At 67.0% G+C, this 18,653-nt stretch carries 18 protein-coding genes; 6 read left to right on the top strand and 12 right to left on the bottom strand.

The window, feature by feature from the left end; genetic code table 11:
• The first annotated feature begins 68 nt into the window (after window positions 1–68).
• Window positions 69–1,505 (top strand): aldehyde dehydrogenase family protein, encoded by a 1,437-nt coding sequence (locus QTI04_RS17185; protein WP_286616688.1) that lies wholly within the window; start codon window positions 69–71, stop codon window positions 1,503–1,505.
• Window position 1,506: 1 nt separating this feature from the next.
• On the opposite strand, the gene mog is transcribed toward QTI04_RS17185, so the two are convergent.
• Both mog and yjgA read right to left on the bottom strand, forming a co-directional pair.
• Window positions 1,507–2,085: a molybdopterin adenylyltransferase gene (mog, locus tag QTI04_RS17180; RefSeq protein WP_286616687.1), complete on the bottom strand. Its 579-nt coding sequence runs from the start codon at window positions 2,083–2,085 to the stop codon at window positions 1,507–1,509.
• A 125-nt stretch (window positions 2,086–2,210) separates the two neighbouring features.
• Window positions 2,211–2,867: a ribosome biogenesis factor YjgA gene (yjgA, locus tag QTI04_RS17175; protein WP_286599875.1), complete on the bottom strand. Its 657-nt coding sequence runs from the start codon at window positions 2,865–2,867 to the stop codon at window positions 2,211–2,213.
• A 58-nt stretch (window positions 2,868–2,925) separates the two neighbouring features.
• Between yjgA and pmbA the strand changes: the two genes are divergently transcribed.
• Genes pmbA through QTI04_RS17155 form a run of 4 tightly spaced genes read left to right on the top strand, consistent with a single transcriptional unit; the run spans window position 2,926 to window position 6,288 of the window.
• A complete protein-coding gene (gene pmbA / locus QTI04_RS17170; protein WP_286616686.1) occupies window positions 2,926–4,296 on the top strand; it encodes a metalloprotease PmbA in 1,371 nt (456 codons plus the stop codon).
• 41 nt (window positions 4,297–4,337) lie between these two features.
• Window positions 4,338–5,072, top strand: a complete 735-nt coding sequence (locus QTI04_RS17165; RefSeq protein ID WP_286616849.1) for an energy-coupling factor ABC transporter ATP-binding protein — start codon at window positions 4,338–4,340, stop codon at window positions 5,070–5,072.
• Entirely contained in the window at window positions 5,065–5,658 is a 594-nt protein-coding gene (locus QTI04_RS17160; protein WP_286616685.1) for an energy-coupling factor transporter transmembrane protein EcfT, read from the top strand. Before QTI04_RS17165 ends, QTI04_RS17160 begins: the two co-directional genes overlap by 8 nt.
• Window positions 5,659–5,697: 39 nt before the next feature.
• Window positions 5,698–6,288: a biotin transporter BioY gene (locus QTI04_RS17155; protein ID WP_286616684.1), complete on the top strand. Its 591-nt coding sequence runs from the start codon at window positions 5,698–5,700 to the stop codon at window positions 6,286–6,288.
• Between the two features lie 19 nt (window positions 6,289–6,307).
• Here the strand turns inward: QTI04_RS17155 and QTI04_RS17150 are convergent, their stop codons facing one another.
• From QTI04_RS17150 to nirB, 10 genes are all read right to left on the bottom strand, one after another.
• A complete protein-coding gene (locus QTI04_RS17150) occupies window positions 6,308–6,766 on the bottom strand; it encodes a DUF6314 family protein (RefSeq protein WP_286616682.1) in 459 nt (152 codons plus the stop codon).
• Window positions 6,766–7,218, bottom strand: coding sequence for an NUDIX domain-containing protein (locus QTI04_RS17145; RefSeq protein WP_286616681.1), 453 nt, complete (start codon window positions 7,216–7,218; stop codon window positions 6,766–6,768). The genes QTI04_RS17150 and QTI04_RS17145 overlap by 1 nt, the downstream gene beginning before the upstream one ends.
• A gap of 2 nt (window positions 7,219–7,220) precedes the next feature.
• Complete coding sequence (locus QTI04_RS17140; protein ID WP_286599881.1) at window positions 7,221–7,670, bottom strand: GatB/YqeY domain-containing protein; 450 nt, start codon at window positions 7,668–7,670, stop codon at window positions 7,221–7,223.
• A 107-nt stretch (window positions 7,671–7,777) separates the two neighbouring features.
• Window positions 7,778–7,990: a 30S ribosomal protein S21 gene (rpsU, locus tag QTI04_RS17135; protein ID WP_007833691.1), complete on the bottom strand. Its 213-nt coding sequence runs from the start codon at window positions 7,988–7,990 to the stop codon at window positions 7,778–7,780.
• 97 nt (window positions 7,991–8,087) lie between these two features.
• Entirely contained in the window at window positions 8,088–9,326 is a 1,239-nt protein-coding gene (locus QTI04_RS17130; RefSeq protein ID WP_286616680.1) for an NAD(P)/FAD-dependent oxidoreductase, read from the bottom strand.
• A gap of 22 nt (window positions 9,327–9,348) precedes the next feature.
• A complete protein-coding gene (gene cobA / locus QTI04_RS17125; protein ID WP_286616679.1) occupies window positions 9,349–10,137 on the bottom strand; it encodes a uroporphyrinogen-III C-methyltransferase in 789 nt (262 codons plus the stop codon).
• Window positions 10,134–11,066 (bottom strand): DNA-binding protein YbiB, encoded by a 933-nt coding sequence (gene ybiB / locus QTI04_RS17120; RefSeq protein ID WP_286616678.1) that lies wholly within the window; start codon window positions 11,064–11,066, stop codon window positions 10,134–10,136. Before ybiB ends, cobA begins: the two co-directional genes overlap by 4 nt.
• 98 nt (window positions 11,067–11,164) lie before the next feature.
• On the bottom strand, window positions 11,165–13,966 hold the full coding sequence (locus tag QTI04_RS17115) for a nitrate reductase (protein ID WP_286616677.1): 2,802 nt from the start codon (window positions 13,964–13,966) through the stop codon (window positions 11,165–11,167).
• A gap of 9 nt (window positions 13,967–13,975) precedes the next feature.
• Window positions 13,976–14,356: a nitrite reductase small subunit NirD gene (nirD, locus tag QTI04_RS17110; RefSeq protein ID WP_286616676.1), complete on the bottom strand. Its 381-nt coding sequence runs from the start codon at window positions 14,354–14,356 to the stop codon at window positions 13,976–13,978.
• Between the two features lie 11 nt (window positions 14,357–14,367).
• On the bottom strand, window positions 14,368–16,827 hold the full coding sequence (gene nirB, locus QTI04_RS17105) for a nitrite reductase large subunit NirB (RefSeq protein WP_286616675.1): 2,460 nt from the start codon (window positions 16,825–16,827) through the stop codon (window positions 14,368–14,370).
• Between the two features lie 64 nt (window positions 16,828–16,891).
• On the opposite strand from nirB, the gene QTI04_RS17100 reads away from it, so the two are divergent.
• The gene (locus QTI04_RS17100) at window positions 16,892–18,604 is read left to right on the top strand and encodes a bifunctional protein-serine/threonine kinase/phosphatase (protein WP_286616674.1); all 1,713 of its coding nucleotides are present in this window, start codon (window positions 16,892–16,894) and stop codon (window positions 18,602–18,604) included.
• The last annotated feature ends 49 nt before the right edge of the window (window positions 18,605–18,653 follow it).

Genomic DNA, 18,653 nt, shown 5'->3' with positions numbered 1-18,653 from the left:
TGCCATTTGCGAGCAGGGCCGCCCATGCGGCCCTGCTCATTTTCCGACCGACTCCAAGGACTCCAGCCATGCAGAACTTCGACAACCTCATCAATGGCGAATGGCTCGCCGGTGTCAGCTACAGCGCCAACACCAACCCGAGCAACCTTTCGGACGTGCTGGGCCAGTACGCCCAGGGCGACGCGAACCAGGTGAATGCCGCGGTCGCGGCCGCCACCGCGGCCTTCCCCGCCTGGTCCACCGGCGGCATCCAGGCGCGATCCGAAGCGCTCGACAAGATCGGCAATGAAATCCTTGCGCGCAAGGAAGAACTCGGCACGCTGCTCGCGCGTGAAGAAGGCAAGACCAAGGCCGAAGGCATCGGCGAGGCCACGCGCGCGGGCCAGATCTTCAAGTTCTTCGCCGGCGAATGCCTGCGGCTTTCGGGCGAAGTCATCCCCTCGGTCCGCCCCGGCATCGGCGTGGAGATCACCCGCGAACCGGTGGGCGTCGTGGGCCTCATCACGCCGTGGAACTTCCCGATCGCGATTCCCGCGTGGAAGATCGCCCCGGCGCTGGCCTTCGGCAATTGCGTGGTGCTGAAGCCCGCCGACCTCGTGCCCGGCTGCGCTTGGGCGCTGGCGGAGATCATCAGCCGCTCGGGCATTCCAGCGGGTGTGTTCAACCTCGTGATGGGCCGTGGCAGCGTCATCGGCGATGCGTTGGTCAGCCACCCAGGCATCCACGCGATCAGTTTCACCGGTTCGGTGGGCGTGGGCCGCAACATCGCGGTGCAATGCGCGACCAATCACAAGAAGGTGCAGTTGGAGATGGGCGGCAAGAACCCGCAGGTGGTGCTGGACGACGCGGACCTGAACCAGGCCGTCGAACTCAGCGTGCAGAGCGCGTTCTATTCGACCGGCCAGCGCTGCACGGCATCGAGCCGGCTGATCGTCACCCAAGGCATCTACCCCAAGTTCATCGAGGCGATGAAGGCGCGCATGGCCAAGATCAAGGTGGGCGACGCGCTTGCACAGGGCACGGACATCGGACCGGTCTCTAGCGAGAGCCAGTTGCAGCAGGACTTGAACTACATCGAGATCGGTCAGGGCGAAGGCGCCACGCTGGCCGCGGGCGGCGAGCGGCTCAAGCTCGACACCGAAGGCTTCTACATGTCGCCTGCGCTGTTCAGCGAATCCGTCGCCAGCATGCGCATCAACAAGGAAGAGATCTTCGGTCCGGTCGCCAGCGTGATCCGGGTGAAGAACTACGAAGAGGCGCTGGCCACGGCCAACGACACGGAGTTCGGACTCTCGGCAGGCATCGCGACCACCAGTCTGAAGTACTCGACGCACTTCAAGCGCCACAGCCAGGCCGGCATGGTGATGGTGAACCTGCCGACGGCGGGGGTCGACTACCACGTGCCCTTCGGCGGCCGCAAGGGATCGAGCTACGGCCCGCGCGAGCAGGGGCGCTACGCGCAGGAGTTCTTCACTGTCGTGAAGACGGCCTACACGCTGGCTTGAGTCACCGGGTGCGGATCGCGGTCTTGGGGCGGAAAGCCTTGCAGACCGCGTCGTCGGTTTCCAGGTAGGGCCCGCCGATCAGGTCGATGCAATAGGGCACTGCAGCAAAAATGCCCTGTACCGTCTGGGTGCCGTCCGCGTTCTTCAGCCCTTCGAGCGTTTCGGCGATCGACTTGGGCTGGCCCGGGAGGTTGATGATCAGGCTCTGGTTCCTGATCACGGCGACCTGCCGCGACAGAATCGCAGTGGGCACGAAGCGCAGGCTGATCTGCCGCATCTGCTCACCGAAGCCCGGCATTTCCTTGTGCGCCACGGCGAGCGTCGCCTCCGGCGTCACGTCGCGCAGCGCCGGCCCGGTGCCGCCGGTCGTCAGCACCAGCGAACAGCCTGCGTCGACCAGTTCGATCAGCGCTGCGCTGATGCCGGCCTGATCGTCAGGGATCAGGCGCGACTCGAAGGTGATCGGATTGCGCAGCGCGCGCTGAAGCCATTCCTGCAGCGCGGGCAGGCCCTTGTCCTCATAAAGGCCGCTCGATGCGCGGTCGCTGATTGACACGATCCCAATACGTACGGATTCCACCGAAGCCTCCTACGCCAGACTAAAAACACCGCGGAACCGGCTTTGCCGGGCCGCTGGTGTTGCCCCCGGTGAGGGGGTGGGCGGCCACACGAAGTGGGCAAGCCTGGGGGAGAGCCCAAGTCCAGTCATGCATCTTCCTCGCGCGACTGAGCGGCGGCTTCGGCCGCGTGGTCGTCCGCGCCATGCACGCCCAGTTGTGCGCGTACGAGCTGGAACACCTCGCGGTAGGCCTTGCCCTGGCGCGGTGCTTCTCCGGGCGGGCCGGCCTTGATGTCCTTGCGCGCCTGCCGGATCAGGGCGCGCAGTTGCTGGGCGTCGGTGCCGGGGTGGGTTTCGATCCAGCCGCCCAGCGCGTCGTCGTCAGCGATGAGGCGATCGCGCCACCGCTCGGCGTCGTGAAGCACGGCGGTTTCCTGCGCGGGGCCGCGGTTCTGCTCGTCGAGCGCCGAGCGGACCGTGTCGAGCGTGGCGGCGTCGAGGCCGCGCATCAGCTTGCCGATGAACTGCATCTGGCGGCGCTTGCCCTCGAAGTTGGTGATGCGTTTGGCTTCTTCGATCGCGTCCTTCAGCTTGTCGCCGAGGTCGAGCTTGTCGAAGAGCCCGGCGCGCAGCGCGAGCAGCGCTTCGCCGAGCGCCTGAAGTTCGGCGCTTTCGCGTTTGAGGTCGGTCTTGCTTGCCGCGTCGGTGCCTTTGAGCTCACGCTTGAGTTCAAGGTCGAGTTCGCTGCCTTCGGCGACGAACTGGCCGCGGACGAAGTAGCCTTTTTTAGGTTTGCGGGACATAGAGGCAATCGTTGGCCGCACCATCGGGAGCTGGGGGCGCAAGTATCATAGCCAACACATGACCACATCTTCCTCGCGCGCCGATTCCGGCTTCGCCTACAGCCGTTCTTTCTTCGAAAACCTGGTCGACTCGGCCTTGGCCCACGCCAGGAAGCTCGGAGCGACCGATGCCGGCGCCGAGGCGTCCGAGGGCTGCGGCCTGAGCGTCTCCGTGCGCAAGGGCGAGCTCGAGAACGTCGAGCGCAACCGCGACAAGTCGCTCGGCGTCACCGTGTACGTCGGCCACCGCCGCGGCAATGCCAGCACTTCCGACTTCTCCGAGGCGGCTGTGGCGCAGACCGTTCAGGCGGCCTACGACATTGCGCGCTTCACGGCCGAGGATCCGGTCAGCGGCCTGCCCGACGAAGCCGATATCGCCAAAGAACAGCCCGATCTGGACCTGTTCCATCCGTGGGACGTCACCAGCGAGCAGGCCGCCGCGATGGCGCTCGAATGCGAAGCGGCCGCTTTGTCGACCGACAAGCGCATCACCAACAGCGAGGGCGCGGGCGTCTCGGCGCAGCAGAGCCACTTCTTCAGCGCTCACACGCGCGGCTTCCGCGGCGGCTATGCCAGCTCACGGCATTCGATCTCGGTGGCGCCGATCGCCGGCAAGGGTGACGAGATGCAGCGTGACGCCTGGTACAGCTCCATGCGTTCGGCCGAAGAGTTGGCGAGCCCGCAAGCCGTCGGCCGCTATGCGGCTGAGCGTGCGCTGAGCCGCCTCAAGTCGCGCAAGATCAAGACGACCGAGTGCCCGGTGCTGTTCGAGTCGCCGCTGGCGGCCGGATTGCTCGGTGGCCTTGTGCAGGCCACGAGCGGTGGCGCGCTCTATCGCAAGAGCAGCTTCCTGCTCGATTCGCTGGGCAAGCCGGTGCTGCCCAAGCACATCGACGTAGTGGAGGATCCGCACGTGCTGCGCGGCAAGGGCAGCTCGCCCTTCGATGACGAAGGCGTGGTCACGCGCAAGCGCAAGGTGGTCGATGGGGGGCGGCTCGAAGGCTATTTCCTGAGCACCTATTCGGCGCGCAAGCTGGGAATGAAGACCACCGGCAATGCCGGCGGCTCGCACAACCTGACGCTGACCTCGCGGCTCACGAAGAAGGGTGACGACCTCGATGCGATGCTCGCCAAGCTCGGCACCGGCCTGCTGGTGATCGAGCTGATGGGGCAGGGCGTCAATTACGTGACGGGCGACTACTCGCGCGGCGCGAGCGGCTTCTGGGTCGAGAAGGGGCGGATCGCGTTCCCGGTGCAGGAGATCACCATCGCCGGCAACCTCAAGGACATGCTGATGGGTATCGAAGCCGTCGGCGCCGATGCGTACAACTACGGCGCAAAGACCACCGGGTCGCTGCTGATCAACCGGATGAAGGTCGCAGGGAGCTGAGCTTGGTTGCGCCGGCCGGCTGCCCGGCGCGGCAGCCGGCCCTGTTCGGGCCTGTCGCGCCACATGGAGTTCGCATCGAGGCGGTGACGCTGGTGCGCGGCAACGAGCGGGTCTTCGACGATCTGACGCTGAACCTCCAGGAGGCGCGGATCGGGCTGATCGGTGACAACGGGGCCGGCAAGAGCAGCTTGTTTCGTCTCATCAGCGGGCTTGATGCGCCACAGCAGGGACGCGTCGTCCTGTCCGCCAACGAATCGCAGGAAGACCGTCGCCGGCGGCCATCGCCGCACGTGGGGCTCATGTTCCAGAACCCCGACGACCAGATCATCTTTCCGACCGTGGCCGAGGAGTTGGCCTTCAGCCTGACGGCGCGCGGGCAAACGCGGGATGTTGCACGGCAACAAGTGCGCGAGTTCCTCGCACGGCGCGGAATGGACGCCTGGGCCGGACGTGCCATCGGCGAGCTGAGCCAAGGCCAGCGGCAGCAGGTGTGCCTTTTGGCCCTGCAGATCAGCGAACCGGCGACGCTGCTGCTCGACGAGCCGTTCGCGAGCCTCGATCTGCCGAGCCAGGCACGGCTGGCCGCGCAACTCGAAGCGACGCAGCAGCAGGTCATCCTGTCGACCCACCTGCTCGAACACGTGCACGGTTTCGAGCGCGTTTTGTGGCTGGAACGCGGCAGCGTGTGCGCCGACGGTCCGGGTCGCGAGGTCTGCGAGGCCTATGCCGAGTACGTGCGCCAGCGTGTGCGGGCCGAACAGGGCAGGCATGCGTAGCCTTTATTCGGCGCAGCGCACCTGGCTCCACGCGATCCCGGCGTGGATCAAGCTCGTGCTCCTGTCCGTGTGCGGCACGCTCCTGGTGCTGGTCGACCGGCCGATGTACCTGGTCGTCGCCTGCGTCGCGGTGCTGCTGGTCTTCGTCTCTCTCGGGCCGGCCGCATGGCGACGCCTGCGCATGCTGGGTGGCGTGGCCATCGCCGGCGGACTGATCCTCGTCTTTCACTGGGCACTGGGCACCACCTGGCTCGGCGCGGCGAGCGCCCTGCGGCTCGCCAGCGCGGCCACGCTGGCCCTGATGCTCACGTTGAGCACGCGCTTCGAGGACCTGCTGGCTGTTCTCGAGGCCATCCTGCATCCGTTGCAGCGCATCGGCGTTCCGACCGAACGGATCGCGCTCGGGCTGGGGCTGATGCTGCGCTTCGCCGAGAACTTCTATGTCCAGTGGCAGCGGCTCGACGACGCCTACCGTGCCCGCACGGGCCGCGGTGGCGGTCTGCGGCTGTTGGCGCCGCTGACGATCCGCACCCTCCAGACTGCCGAGCGCGTGGCCGATGCGCTGGCCGCGCGGCTGGGCCGATGAACCCCTGGTCTCCCGCCCCGATTCACGACTGACCTTTCCATGACCTCGAACTCAACCCTCGCTTCATCCCGATCCCTTTCCTACATCGCGCTGTTCGCGGCCTTGATGGCCGTGTTCGGCCTGATCCCGAAGGTCGACCTGCCCTTCGGCGTGCCCATCACTCTGCAGTCGCTGGGTGTGATGCTGGCGGGCTGCCTGTTAGGGCCGCGCCGCGGTTTCCTCGCCATCGCGTTGTTCCTGCTCGCGGTGGCGCTGGGCCTGCCCCTGCTGCCCGGCGGCCGCGGTGGGCTGAGTGTGTTTGTCGGGCCGACTGCGGGATTTCTGCTCGGATGGATGTTCGGCGCCTTCGCCTGCGGCCTGACGATGCGCCTGCTGGCGCATCGCCTCGACGGTGCGACCGGCGCGGGCCTGCTGGCGTCGGCCTTCCTGTCCTGTGCGGTCGGCGGAATCGTCGTGGTCTATGCCTTCGGTATCGTCGGGCTCTCGTGGGTCGCCAGCATGCCGCTGTCGAAAGCGGCGCTGGCGATGCTGGTCTTCATCCCCGGCGACTTGATCAAGTGCGGCATCTGCGCGATGGTCGTGCAGACCGTGATGCGAGGCATGCCGGGCTGGCGTCTGGGACGCGATTGACGCGACGTTGCAGACGGAGCTATGGCGCCCGGCGACGCCTGAAAACCGTCGCCGAAACGTAGTCCTTGCGCGGCCCGCGTACCGTGTGCCGGATGGTGAAGCTGCCGTCGACGAGGAAGCGGTAGGCGCTGTCATAGGTGTCGGGCGTGCACAGGTGGGTGGCCGAGCCGGCCAGTGCGTCCGCGTCGCGCACGATCCTGATGCGATGGAAGAGGCGGGGCGGCTCCTCCTCGAAGTAGACCGCGAAGCCGCCAGCGGCGCGCTCGAAGCGGTATTGGCGATGAGCGTCGAGCTCCTTGCCGTCGGCCAGCCGGATTCGGCCGTCTTCACGGTACTTCAGCATCGTGGCGTGCTGTGGTGTGAACACCGCGATACCGGCCATGGTGGCCTGCTTCTCGATGGTCCGGACCAGGTCCCAGGTGCCTTCGAGCCCATTGAAGACCTCATCGGCGCTGCCCCACGGGGAGATGCGGGGCATCAGTCCGCGAGGGCTTCCCGAACCTTGCCGATGGCCCGGACGTAGGGGTCGGCAAAGGCGTCCAGCGGGGCATCCGGATCCAGCCAGCTAAAGCTGAAGACGAGACCGTCTTCTTCGGGGCTGCCCATGGCCACATGGTCGAACGCCTCGGGCAAAGGTGCTTGGTGGTGCATCAGGAACAGGTGCCACAACTGCGGATGGCGGTACTTGTTGCCTTCGATGCCAGCCTCGCAGTAGCGATCGATGGTGCCGAGCGGCACCAGTTCTCCGGTGAAGTGGATACCCGACTCCTCCTGCAACTCGCGGCGCACCGCGTCCTCAGGTGCTTCGCCGTGCTCGATGGTGCCTTTCGGCAACTGCATGCCTTTGTCCTCGGGATGGTGGAACACCAGAAGGCGGCCGTTGGCGTCCACCAGGCAGGCACAGGCCTTGAGGACAGGGCTTGGCGTCACGCTCAGCTGCCCGAGAGCGCGGCCTTGACGGCGGCGCTGACCTGGCCCATGTCGGCCTTGCCGGCCAGGCGCGTCTTGACCACGCCCATGACCTTGCCCATGTCGCCCGGGCCCTTGGCGCCGAGCTCGGCGACGATCGCCTTGACTTCGACAGCCACTTCGTCGGAGCTCATGCGCTGCGGCAGATAGACCTCCAGCACCTTGATCTCGGCGGCTTCCTTGTCCGCCAGATCGGTGCGGCCGCCCTGAGTGAACGCGGTCACCGAGTCCTTGCGCTGCTTGACCAGCTTGTCGACGATGGCCACCACCGCGGCGTCGTCGAGCACGATGCGCTCATCGACCTCTTTCTGCTTGAGGGCGGCGAGCAGCAGGCGGATAGTGCCCAGGCGCTCCGAGTCCTTGGCGCGCATCGCGGTCTTCATGTCTTCGGTGATCTGGTCCTTGAGACTCATGGCTGGCTTTCGTAGGCGGTCAAAAAACAAAAGCCGCGGCAGGTATTCCTGGCGCGGCTCGGAAGCTGCTGAACCGGGCGTTGGCCTGAAGCCAACGCGGCAGGTGCTTAGTACAGCTTCTTGGGGAGCTGCATGCTGCGCACGCGCTTGTAGTGGCGCTTGACGGCTGCTGCCTTCTTGCGCTTGCGCTCGGCGGTCGGCTTTTCGTAGAACTCGCGGGCACGCAGGTCGGTCAGCAGGCCGAGCTTTTCGATGGTGCGCTTGAAGCGGCGCAGCGCGACGTCGAACGGCTCGTTTTCTTTTACGCGGATGGTGGTCATTTAAGAATCGGTTGGTTGAATTTGGCCTGGGGAAGATCGGGCCCCGGGCCGGGGTTCCTCAACTGAAATGGAGTAGGCCGTTGAGGGGAGGCCAAAGTTAGCCAGACATTATAGCGTCAGCTTTGGAGTCGAGCGCCAGCGCCTGGGCGCACGCATTGGCACTGGCCCAGGCCCACTGGAAGTTGTAACCGCCCAGCCAGCCGGTGACGTCCACCACCTCGCCGATGAAATACAGGCCCGGTTGGTTGGATTCCATGGTTTGCGACGACAAGTCGCGCGTGTCGACGCCGCCCGCCGTGACCTCGGCCTTCTTGTAACCCTCTGTACCGCTGGGCGTGATCTGCCAACGCGTGATGCGCTCGGCCAAAGCGGCTAGCGCGCGGTCGGCGGCCTCGTTGATCGGGCGCTGCAGGGCGGCGTCCTGTCCGACCCAGGCGTCGGCGAGCCGCGATGGCACCAGTCCCGAAAGTTCGTTGCCGATCCGCTTGCGCGAACGCTGTTTGGCCTCGCCGAGCGAGGTGGCGACATCGGTCCCGGGTGCGAAATCGATCGTGAGCGGTGCGCCCGGCCGCCAGTAGCTCGAGATTTGCAGCACGGCCGGGCCCGACAGGCCGCGGTGCGTGAAAAGCAGGTCCTCGAGGAAGCTCATTCGCTCTTTCTTGCCTCCAGTCTCGATGTGCACTGGCAGGGCCAGCCCCGCCAGCCCGGCGTACGGTTCCCAGGCCTCGCCGCCGAAAGTCAATGGCACGAGCGCCGGGCGCGGCGTGACGACGCGCAATCCGAACTGGGTGGCGATCCGGTAGCCGAAGTCGCTGGCGCCAATCTGCGGGATGGAGAGCCCTCCAGTGGCAATCACGAGGCGCGGCGCCTTGACGCTGCCGCGGCTGGTTTCCATCTGGTAGCCACCCTGCTCCGAGAACGCGATGTCGCCCACGCTGCACGGCTGCCAATGAGCGACGTGGCCCGCCGCGCATTCGGCCAGCAGCATGTCGATGATCTGCTGCGAGGGGCCGTCGCAGAACAACTGGCCCTTGTGCTTTTCGTGGAAGGCGATTCCGTGGCGCTGGACCAGTTCGATGAATTGCTGCGGCATGTAGCGCGACAGGGCCGAGCGGCAGAAGTTCGGGTTGTCGCCAATGAAATGCCGCTGCGGCGCGCGTACGTCCAGGTCGCGATTGGTGAAGTTGGCGCGCCCGCCGCCAGAAATGCGGATCTTCTCGGCGATGCGCTCGTTGTGGTCGAGCAGCAGCACCTTCAGCCCACGCTGGCCTGCGAGGGCTGCACAGTACAGGCCCGCGGCGCCCGCTCCAATGACGACGACGTCGAAGCTGCTCAACGTGCCATGTCCATCAGCCGCATCAGGTGCCGAAGCGCGTTGCCGGCACACCGGCGGCAGCCAGGCCGCGCAGCACGTCGCCCACGATGATCACCGAAGGGCTTGCCAGCCCTGCGGCAGCGATATCGCGGCGCAGTCGGGAAAGCGTGGTTGCAATGTGACGCTGTTGCGGCAGGGTCGCGTGCTGGATCACGGCCACCGGCGTGTCGCCCGGCAATCCGTGAAGCAACTGGTCCTGGATGTGCGCGACGCCGGAGACGCCCATGTAGATGACGAGCGTGAGCCGCGCGTCGCGTGCCGTTGCGGCAAGTTGTTGCCAGTCGGTCGGATGCTCCTCGGCCGAATGCCCCGTCTTGGCGTGGCCGGTGACGAACACGACGCCCTGCGCGTGGTCGCGGTGCGTGAGCGGCACGCCCAGCGCCGTGACGGCCGCCAGCCCGGCCGTGATGCCGTTGACGACGCGCGCCTCGATGCCGGCTTCGCGCAGGTGCTCGACCTCTTCGCCGCCCCGTCCGAAGATGAAGGGGTCGCCGCCCTTCAGGCGCACGACGGTCTCGCCTTCGTGCACCGCGGTGATCATCAGGCGCTCGATGAAAGCCTGCGGTGTGCTGCGGCAGCCGCCGCGCTTGCCCACGTGCACGATGCGCGCGCCGGGGCGGGCATAGGCCAGGATCTCATCGCTGACGAGGTCGTCGACGAACAGCACCGTCGCGGCCTGGATGGCCTTCACGGCCTTGATGGTGAGCAGTTCCGGGTCGCCGGGACCGGCGCCGACCAGAGTGCAGCTGCCTTGATGTGAGAGGTTGCTCATTCGGTTTCCACCTGTTGCGCTTCTTGGGCCAGTTGCGCCAATTGCAGGATCTGCGCCACCTGCTGGGCGATCGCGTCGGGCACCGGGGTCTCGCCCGCGAGCACACGCCGCGTGTAGTCGGCCGTTGTCGCGATGTCGATTTGCCTGGGCAAGCCCGGAACCTCGGTCTGGGTGCCGGGTTGCTGGGCCTGCAGTTCCACGCGCCGGCCGTTCACGAAGCCGTCGACCTGCGCGATGCGGCGGGGGTCGGCCGCGCTCTCGCCTTCGAGGCCGCGCGACAGCAGGGCAGTCATGCCCATCAACTCGAAGGTTGCAGCCATCGATTCGGCGTAGGCCGGATGCGTGTAGCTGCCGATTACCACGCAGGTGCCTGCACTTGGCAGCATCAGCTTGACGACGCTGTGCCCCGGATTGCGCAGGCCGACCACGCGGCGGACGTCCAGCAGGCGCTTGAGACCAGGGCTCAACAACTCCGTGGGTGCGAAGACGACTTCGCCGTCCTGGATGGGCCGGACGGCGGCGAGCGCCGGCACACCCAGCGCGGCAAGCACATTGGAGGCCAGCACCCGTGTCGACTCCGTGGCCGTGCCATGCACCAGCACCGGCAGCCCTTCGCGGGCGAGCAGGAACGCCAGCAGTGGCGTGAGCACCGGCAGCCGACGCGCTCCGTTGTAGCTGGGCACCACGATCAGCGGGCGAACGGTGGCGGGAAAACGGGTCAGCCGCGCATGCGTCGCATCGAGGAACCCGGCCATTTCTTCGGGCGTTTCGCCCTTGATGCGCATCGCCAGGCAGAAGGCGCCGATCTCCAGATCGGTGACGGAGCCGTCCAGCACCTGGCCGAACAGGTCGAGCGCCTGCTCGCGGTTGAGTGGCTTCGCGCCGCGCGCGCCGCGGCCGATTTCCTTGATGTACTGGCTGATTCCCATGGGTGCCTGGATTGTCCCGCATGACTTATGCCGCAAATCGGGCGTGCTTATGCCCCGAAGCGCAGGAGGGTCGGCGGTGAGAGCGTTGGACGGAGAGTTCACGGCGCCTCCGCCAGCGCCGGCGCCGCACCGGAGCGCACCATCCGCTTGAGTTCGGGCAGGCAGGAGCCGCAATTGGTGCCGCACTTGAGCGTGGCCTGGAGCTTGGCAAGGCGTTCGTCGTCGGTGCCTCGAATCAGGACGACCTGTTCGCTGATCGCCGTTTGCGTCACGCCAAAGCAGCTGCAGATCACCTTGCCGCGCGCGGCCACGCCGCTGGGAGCCGAGGCACCGGGACGCAGGAGTTGGCGACCGAAGGCCTGGGCCGGCAAGCGGTCTTGCAGCAATGCCTTGATCCAGGCCTCGGCTCGGGTGTCGCCTCCCAGCAGGAAACCTTCCAGGTGGGCATCCGCGCCGTCGCGCACCAGGCGGACGGCGCGACGTTGTCCGCGTTTGACGTCGGCATAGCGCAGGGTATCCGCGCCGTCCAGTGCGAGCAGTCCTTCGATCTGCGCGAGCAATGCGTCGTCCGCTGCCTCGTGCGCCGCCGCGCGGAAGAGGATGCCCGTGCGATCCGCGCCGCTGCCTGCCAATGCGCCGCCGGTACCGAAAGGCACGCAGCTCGCAAAGGGAAAGCTCTGCATCAGCTTGCGAAGTGCCGCCACGGTATGCAAGGCCGCTTCCTGAGGCAACCAGGCCGCGGCGAGCAGCGACCAGGGCAGCTCGGCCTTGAGGATCTTCACGGCGGCATGCTTGAGCTCGGGCTGCTTCGAGTCGGGGCAGAAGCTCGGCGTCGTCAGCGCGTTGACGCCCGCCAGCAGCGTGCCCGTGCTGGACGAGCCGCTCAGGTATTCGCCGCCCCAGTGCATCGCGATGAATGCCTGGCTCAGGCCGACCTCGCTGCTTGCCGCGACGGGCACCACGATCGAGCCGCGGCGCGATGTCACGTGCACGAGATCGCCTTCGGCGATCTGGCGGCGCGCCATGTCCTGCGGGTGCATCTGCACCGTGGGTTCAGCGGCGTGGCCGAACAGGCGGCCCAGTGTGCCGGTGCGGCTCATGCCGTGCCACTGGTCGCGCAGGCGGCCCGTGTTGAGAGAGAAGGGGTACCGCGCCTCCCGCGCCTCCGTCACCGGCTTGTAAGGCGTGTCGACGAAGCGGGCGCGGCCGTCGGGCGTCGGGAAGATTCCATCTTCGTAGAGGCGCGCGCGGCCGGTGGATTCGCCTTCGCGCAGCGGCCATTGCTGCGGCGCGGCTTCGATCATCGCGTAGCTCATGCCCGTGATGTCGAGGTCGCGGCCGCGGGTCGATTCGCGGTGCTCGTTCCAGACCGACTCGGCATCGGGGTAGGGGAAGAGGGTGTTCGTGCGGCCCAGCTCTTCTTCGAGCCGGCGCGCGAAGGCCACGCCAATCGTCCAGTCGTCGCGGGCTTCGCCGGGTGCGGGCACGGCCGGCCGCACGCGCGAGATCCGACGTTCGCTGTTGGTGACGGTGCCTTCCTTCTCGCCCCAGGTGGTGGCGGGAAGCAGCAGGTCGGCGAAGTCGCAGGTGGCGGTGGTCGAAAAGGCTTCCTGCACCACGACGAACTCGCAGCGTTGAAGCGCGCGTCGCACGGTGGCCTGGTCGGGCATCGACTGCGCCGGATTGGTGCAGGCGATCCAGAGCGCACGGATTTCGCCGTCGGCGGCGGCCTGGAACATCTCGACCGCCGTCTTGCCCGGCTGCTGTGGAACGTCCGGCACACCCCACAGCGCCGCGACTTCGGCGCGATGCTGCGGATTCGCGAGGTCGCGATGCGCCGAGAGCAGGTTGGCAAGACCGCCCACTTCGCGACCGCCCATCGCGTTCGGCTGCCCGGTGAGCGAGAAGGGCCCGGCGCCGGGTTTGCCGATCTGGGCGGTCGCCAGATGCAGGTTGATCAGCGCCGCGTTCTTGGCAGTGCCGGAAGAGGACTGGTTGAGTCCCTGGCAATAGAGGCTCAGCGTCGCGCCCGAGGTCGCGAAGAGGCGCGCTGCCTGCAACAGGTCGTCCTTCGAGATGCCGCAGACTTGCGCCACATGATCGGGCGTGCAGTCGCGCACCGTGGCCTTGAGCGCGTCGAAGCCGCTGGTGTGCTCGGCGATGTAGCGCGCATCGGTCCATCCTTCCCACAGCATCAGGTGCAGCATGCCATTGAAGAGCATCACGTCGGTGCCCGGCTGGATGGGCAGGAACAGGTCGGCGATCTCCACCGTGTCGGTGCGCCGCGGATCGGCCACGATGATCTTCATCGCCGGATTGGCCGCCTTCGCGTCCTCGATGCGCCGGAACAGGATCGGATGCGCCCAGGCCGTGTTGCTGCCCACGATGAAGAGGCACTCGGCATGCTTCAGGTCGTCGTAGCAGGCGGGCGGGGCGTCGGCGCCGAGCGTCTTCTTGTAGCCCGCGACTGCGCTGCTCATGCACAGTCGCGAGTTGGTGTCGATGTTGTTGGTGCCGACGAGGCCCTTGGCGAGCTTGTTGAAGACGTAGTAGTCCTCGGTCAGCAACTGACCGGAGACATAGAAGCCCACCGCGTCCGGGCCGTGGTCGCGGATGACCTGCGAGAACTTCTCGACAGCCACGTCCAGCGCGCCATCCCAGCTGATCGCTGCGGGTGCGGAGCCGCGCGTGGCCCGCTGCATCGGCTGCAGCAGTCGCGTCTGCATCGTGACCGCGGCGCTGGCCGTCAGATGCAGCGTCGAGCCCTTGGTGCACAGGCGGCCGAAGTTGGCGGGGTGCTCGGGATCGCCGCGCACGCCGGTGATTTGCGCGCCATCGGACTCGATGATCACGCCGCAGCCCACACCACAGTACGGGCAGGTCGAGCGTGTTTCCTTCATGGCTTTCCCTCAGGCCGCAACGGTGCGCTTCGGTCCGGCGACGGGCCGGGGGAGATCGATGGCGTGCGACGCCAGTTCGACGGCATCGAGGTGCACCACGCCATCCGCCACCTTGACCGCGAAGCGCGGCGTGCAGCCTTCATCGGGCGATTTCGCGCAGCCGTCGTCGAGGCCGATGGCCCAGTTGTGCAGCGGGCAGGCCACGCTGGTGCCGAAGACGATGCCCTGGCTCAGGGGACCGCCCTTGTGCGGGCAGCGGTCGAGTAGCGCGAAGACCTGATTCTCGGCATTGCGGAACACCGCGACATCGACGCCCGCTGGCCGGGTCACGCGGCGTGCGCCGAGCACCGGGATGTCGTCGACGCGGCAGATGACTTTCCATTCGCTCATCGCGTTTCCTTTCAAGCGACCTGCGCAGCGCTGTCGGTGACCACGGCGACAGGGGTGAACTGGCGCACGTCGACGGAGGCCTGGCTCGACTCGAACCACGGATCGGGCTCGCCATCGAGTGCGAACTGGAGACGTTCCCAGAGTGCCTTGCGGCCTTCCGCGTCTTCGAGGATCTTCTTCTTCACGTAGTCGAGGCCGACACGCCCGACGTAGTGCACCGTGCGCTCCAGATACCAGCCTTCCTCGCGGTAAAGCTGCAGGAACGCGCCCGCGTACTCCATCACTTCCTCGGAGGTCTTCAGCTTCACGAGGAACTGCGCGACCTCGGTCTTGATGCCGCCGTTGCCGCCGACATAGATTTCCCAGCCCGAGTCGACGCCGATCACGCCCACGTCCTTGATGCCGGCCTCGGCGCAGTTGCGCGGGCAGCCCGAGACGGCGAGCTTGACCTTGTGCGGCGAGTACATCGCCCACAACGCGCGCTCCAGGTCCTTGCCCATCTGCGTCGAGTCCTGCGTGCCGAAGCGGCACCACTCGCTGCCCACGCAGGTCTTCACCGTGCGCAGCGACTTGGCGTAGGCAAAGCCCGAAGGCATGCCGATGTCCTTCCAGACGCCTTCCAGGTCTTCCTTCTTCACGCCGAGCAGGTCGATGCGCTGGCCGCCCGTGACCTTGACCGTCGGGATCTTGTACTTGTCGGCCGCGTCCGCGATGCGCCGCAGCTCGTCGGGCGTGGTGTGGCCGCCCCACATGCGCGGGATCACCGAATAGGTCCCGTCCTTCTGGATGTTGGCGTGGCTGCGCTCGTTGATGAAGCGGCTCTGCGGATCGTCCTTCGCCTCCTTGGGCCAGGTCGAGATCAGGTAGTAGTTGATGGCCGGCCTGCAGGACGAACAGCCGTTGGGCGTGCGCCAGCCGAGGTTGCGGTACACCTCGTCGTGCGTGAGGTAGTGCTCCTTGCGGATCGCGTCGCGCACGTCCTTGTGGCTCACGTCGGTGCACCCGCAGACGGCCTTCTTCTTCGGCGTCGCGGAGTAGTCGCCGCCTGCCGTGAACATCAGGATCTGCTCGACCAGACCGGTGCACGAACCGCAGGACGCGCTGGCCTTGGTGTGCTTCTTGACTTCTTCGAGGGTGAACAGTCCCTTGTCCTTGATCGCCTTGCAGATGGTGCCCTTGTTGACGCCGTTACAGCCGCAGACCTCGGCATCGTCCGGCATCGACGCGGCCTTGCTATGGCCTTCGTGGCCGGTGTCGCCGATGTTCGATTCGCCGAACATCAGCTTGTCGCGGATGTCGTGCACGCTGCGGCCGTCGCGCAGCAGCTTGAAGTACCAGCTGCCGTCGACCGTGTCGCCGTAGAGGCAAGCGCCGACGAGCTTGTCGTCCTTGATCACCAGCTTCTTGTAGACCCCGCCGAAAGGGTCGCTCATCACGATCTCCTCGGTGCCTTCGCCACCCATGAATTCGCCGGCCGAAAAGAGGTCGATGCCGGTGACCTTGAGCTTGGTCGAGGTCAGGGAGCCCATGTAGCGGCCGATGCCGAACTGCGCCAGATGGTTGGCCGCCACCTTGGCCTGTTCGAAAAGCGGCGCCACGAGGCCATAGGCGATGCCGCGATGCGCCGCGCATTCGCCAACCGAATAGATGCGCGCGTCGGTCACGGTCTGCATGGTGTCGGTGACGACGATGCCGCGGTTGACGTGCAGCCGGGCCTTCTCGGCCAGTTCGGTGTTGGGCCGGATGCCGACCGCCATGACGACCAGGTCGGCCGCCACCTCGATGCCGTCCTTGAAGCGGATGGCCTTCACCCGACCGTCCTCGCCGCCGACCAGTTCCTGCGTCTGGGCCCCCAGGAGGAACTTGAGCCCGCGGTCTTCGAGTGACTTCTGCAGCAGCTTGCCGGCGACGTCGTCGAGCTGGCGCTCCATCAGCCATGGCATGACGTGCACCACGGTGACGTTCATGCCGCGCAGCATCAGGCCGTTGGCCGCTTCGAGGCCCAGCAGGCCGCCGCCGATGACCACCGCGTTCTTGTGCGTGCGGGCGGTCTCGATCATGTAGTCGGTGTCGGCGATGTCGCGGTAGGCAATCACGCCCTTCAGGTCCTTGCCCGGGACCGGCAGCATGAATGGGTTGGAGCCGGTGCACATCAGCAGGCGGTCGTACGCGGCCTCGGTGCCGTCCTCGGCACGCACGATGCGCTTGACGCGGTCGATCTCGACCACCTTCTTGCCGGCGTGCAAGGTGATGTGATTCTCGGCGTACCACTCCCAGCTGTTGAGCACGATCTCATCGATCGTCTGCTCGCCCGCGAGCACAGGCGACAGCAGGATGCGGTTGTAGTTCGGGTGCGGCTCGGCGCCGAACACGGTGATGTCGTAGAGGTCGGGCTCGATCTTGAGGAGCTCTTCGATCGTGCGCACGCCGGCCATGCCGTTGCCGACCATCACGAGTTTCATCTTCTTCATGGGGCTGGACCTTTCGTCGATTCAATCAAGCGGGCTGCCCGGGACGCGCGTGGAGAATCGCGCCATGAGCTTTGAAGTGGACATCGGCTACAGCAGCCAGCGCGGGCCGCGCGACGTCAACGAGGACTTCGCCGGTGCCGTGCACGCGCCGCGCGGCGAAGAGGCGCGCGGGCTGATCGCCGCCATTGCCGACGGTGTGTCGACCGGTGGGCGCGGCCTGGAAGCTGCGCAGACCACGGTGATGGGGCTGCTGGGCGACTACTTCGCCACGCCCGACACCTGGGAGCCCACCGCGGCGCTGGACCGCCTGATCGGCGCGCAGAACGCCTGGCTGGCCGATCACAACCGTCGACGCCAAGGCGAGGGCACTGCGCTCACCACGCTGACCGCGCTGGTGTTGCACGGGCAGAGCTACACGCTCGCGCACGTCGGAGACACCCGTGCCTGGCGCGTGCGGCAGGATGGCGAGCCCGCCGTGCCGCTGACCCATGACCATGCCTTCGAGCAGCCCGACTTTCGCAGCCGCCTGACACGCGCCATCGGCCTCGACGACCAGGTGCGGGTCGACTACGTGCAAGGTGACGTGCGCGTCGGCGACTGCTTCGTGCTCAGCTCCGACGGCGTGCACGGTGTGCTCAAGGCGCAGCAACTCGCCGCGATCGCGCTGCAAGGCACGGCGGGCGAGGCCAGCGACGCGCTGGTGAATGCGGCGCTGGGCGCAGGAACCCGCGACAACGCGACCGCGCTGGTGATCCGTGTCATCGGTCTCGATGCCCGACAACTGGACGACGAGATGGGCGATGTCCGCCGCCTGGCGCCGCCGCCCCTGTTGAAGGTCGGCGACGTGCTGGACGGTTACCTCGTCACCGCGCTGGTGGCGAACAGCGGCGTGCACCTGCTCTACCAGGCGCGCCATCCCGTGACGCGAGCGCTGGTCGCGCTCAAGACCTTGCACCCGTCCCGGGCCGGTGACCCTCAGGAGCGCGCGATGCTCGCGCACGAAGCCTGGCTGGGCCTGCGCGTCAGCGCACGACCCGACAGCGGCTTCGTGCGCGTCCATGAGCGAGCGGCCGATGCGAGCGCGCTCTACACCGTGTTCGATTGGCATGGCGGCCGGACGCTCGAGCAGATGCAGAAGTCCGGCGGGCGCGGGGCGGTCGCCGAAGTCGTGGCCGCGGCCATCGAAGTGAGCCGCGCACTGGGACGGCTGCACCGCCACGGTGTGGTGCATCGGGACATCAAGCCTGGCAACCTGCACCTCGGAGACGATGGATGCTGGCGCATCCTCGACTTGGGCGTGGCGTTGTCCGGGCGCGAGGGTGCGGCGCAACGCGAGCTGCACGCCGGCACGCCGAGCTACATCAATCCTGAGCAATGGGAAGGCGGCGTTGCCGATGCGGCGAGCGATCTTTTCGCATTGGGGGTCACGCTCTACCAGTGGCTCTCCGGGCGCTTGCCCTATGGCGAGATCGAGCCCTACCAGGCGTCGCGCTACCGGCGCGATCCGGCCGCGCTCTCGCGCATCCGGCCCGATGTGCCGATATGGCTGGACCACCTGGTGCGCAAGGCCGTCGCGCGCGACCCGCGACAACGCTTCGAGACTGCCGAGGAGTTGCTGCTGGCGCTGGAGCGCGGCGCTTCGCGTCCCGTCAGCGCTCCGAGCGCCACGCCGCTGGTTCGCCGTGACCCGGCGGCGCTGTACAAGATCGCGCTCGGCATTTCCTTGTTGCTCAACATGCTGCTGGTGTTCTGGCTGCTGTTCTTGCCCCGGACATAGGCACACCCCCAGGCTCGTAGTCTTTGCGCACACCCCCAGGCTCGCGCAT

Source organism: Variovorax sp. J22R115, assembly GCF_030317005.1.
In the GTDB taxonomy this organism is placed as follows: domain Bacteria; phylum Pseudomonadota; class Gammaproteobacteria; order Burkholderiales; family Burkholderiaceae_C; genus Variovorax.
This window is presented reverse-complemented; position numbering and strand designations above follow the sequence as displayed.

Bases quoted from the DNA above. Each gene is read 5' to 3' on its own strand.
- QTI04_RS17185 (WP_286616688.1), top strand. From the start codon at position 69: ATGCAGAACTTCGACAACCTCATCAATGGCGAATGGCTCGCCGGTGTC.
- yjgA (WP_286599875.1), bottom strand. From the start codon at position 2,867: ATGTCCCGCAAACCTAAAAAAGGCTACTTCGTCCGCGGCCAGTTCGTC.
- pmbA (WP_286616686.1), top strand. From the start codon at position 2,926: ATGACCACATCTTCCTCGCGCGCCGATTCCGGCTTCGCCTACAGCCGT.
- QTI04_RS17160 (WP_286616685.1), top strand. From the start codon at position 5,065: ATGCGTAGCCTTTATTCGGCGCAGCGCACCTGGCTCCACGCGATCCCG.
- QTI04_RS17155 (WP_286616684.1), top strand. From the start codon at position 5,698: ATGACCTCGAACTCAACCCTCGCTTCATCCCGATCCCTTTCCTACATC.
- QTI04_RS17150 (WP_286616682.1), bottom strand. From the start codon at position 6,766: ATGCCCCGCATCTCCCCGTGGGGCAGCGCCGATGAGGTCTTCAATGGG.
- QTI04_RS17140 (WP_286599881.1), bottom strand. From the start codon at position 7,670: ATGAGTCTCAAGGACCAGATCACCGAAGACATGAAGACCGCGATGCGC.
- rpsU (WP_007833691.1), bottom strand. From the start codon at position 7,990: ATGACCACCATCCGCGTAAAAGAAAACGAGCCGTTCGACGTCGCGCTG.
- cobA (WP_286616679.1), bottom strand. From the start codon at position 10,137: ATGAGCAACCTCTCACATCAAGGCAGCTGCACTCTGGTCGGCGCCGGT.
- ybiB (WP_286616678.1), bottom strand. From the start codon at position 11,066: ATGGGAATCAGCCAGTACATCAAGGAAATCGGCCGCGGCGCGCGCGGC.
- QTI04_RS17115 (WP_286616677.1), bottom strand. From the start codon at position 13,966: ATGAAGGAAACACGCTCGACCTGCCCGTACTGTGGTGTGGGCTGCGGC.
- nirD (WP_286616676.1), bottom strand. From the start codon at position 14,356: ATGAGCGAATGGAAAGTCATCTGCCGCGTCGACGACATCCCGGTGCTC.
- nirB (WP_286616675.1), bottom strand. From the start codon at position 16,827: ATGAAGAAGATGAAACTCGTGATGGTCGGCAACGGCATGGCCGGCGTG.
- QTI04_RS17100 (WP_286616674.1), top strand. From the start codon at position 16,892: ATGAGCTTTGAAGTGGACATCGGCTACAGCAGCCAGCGCGGGCCGCGC.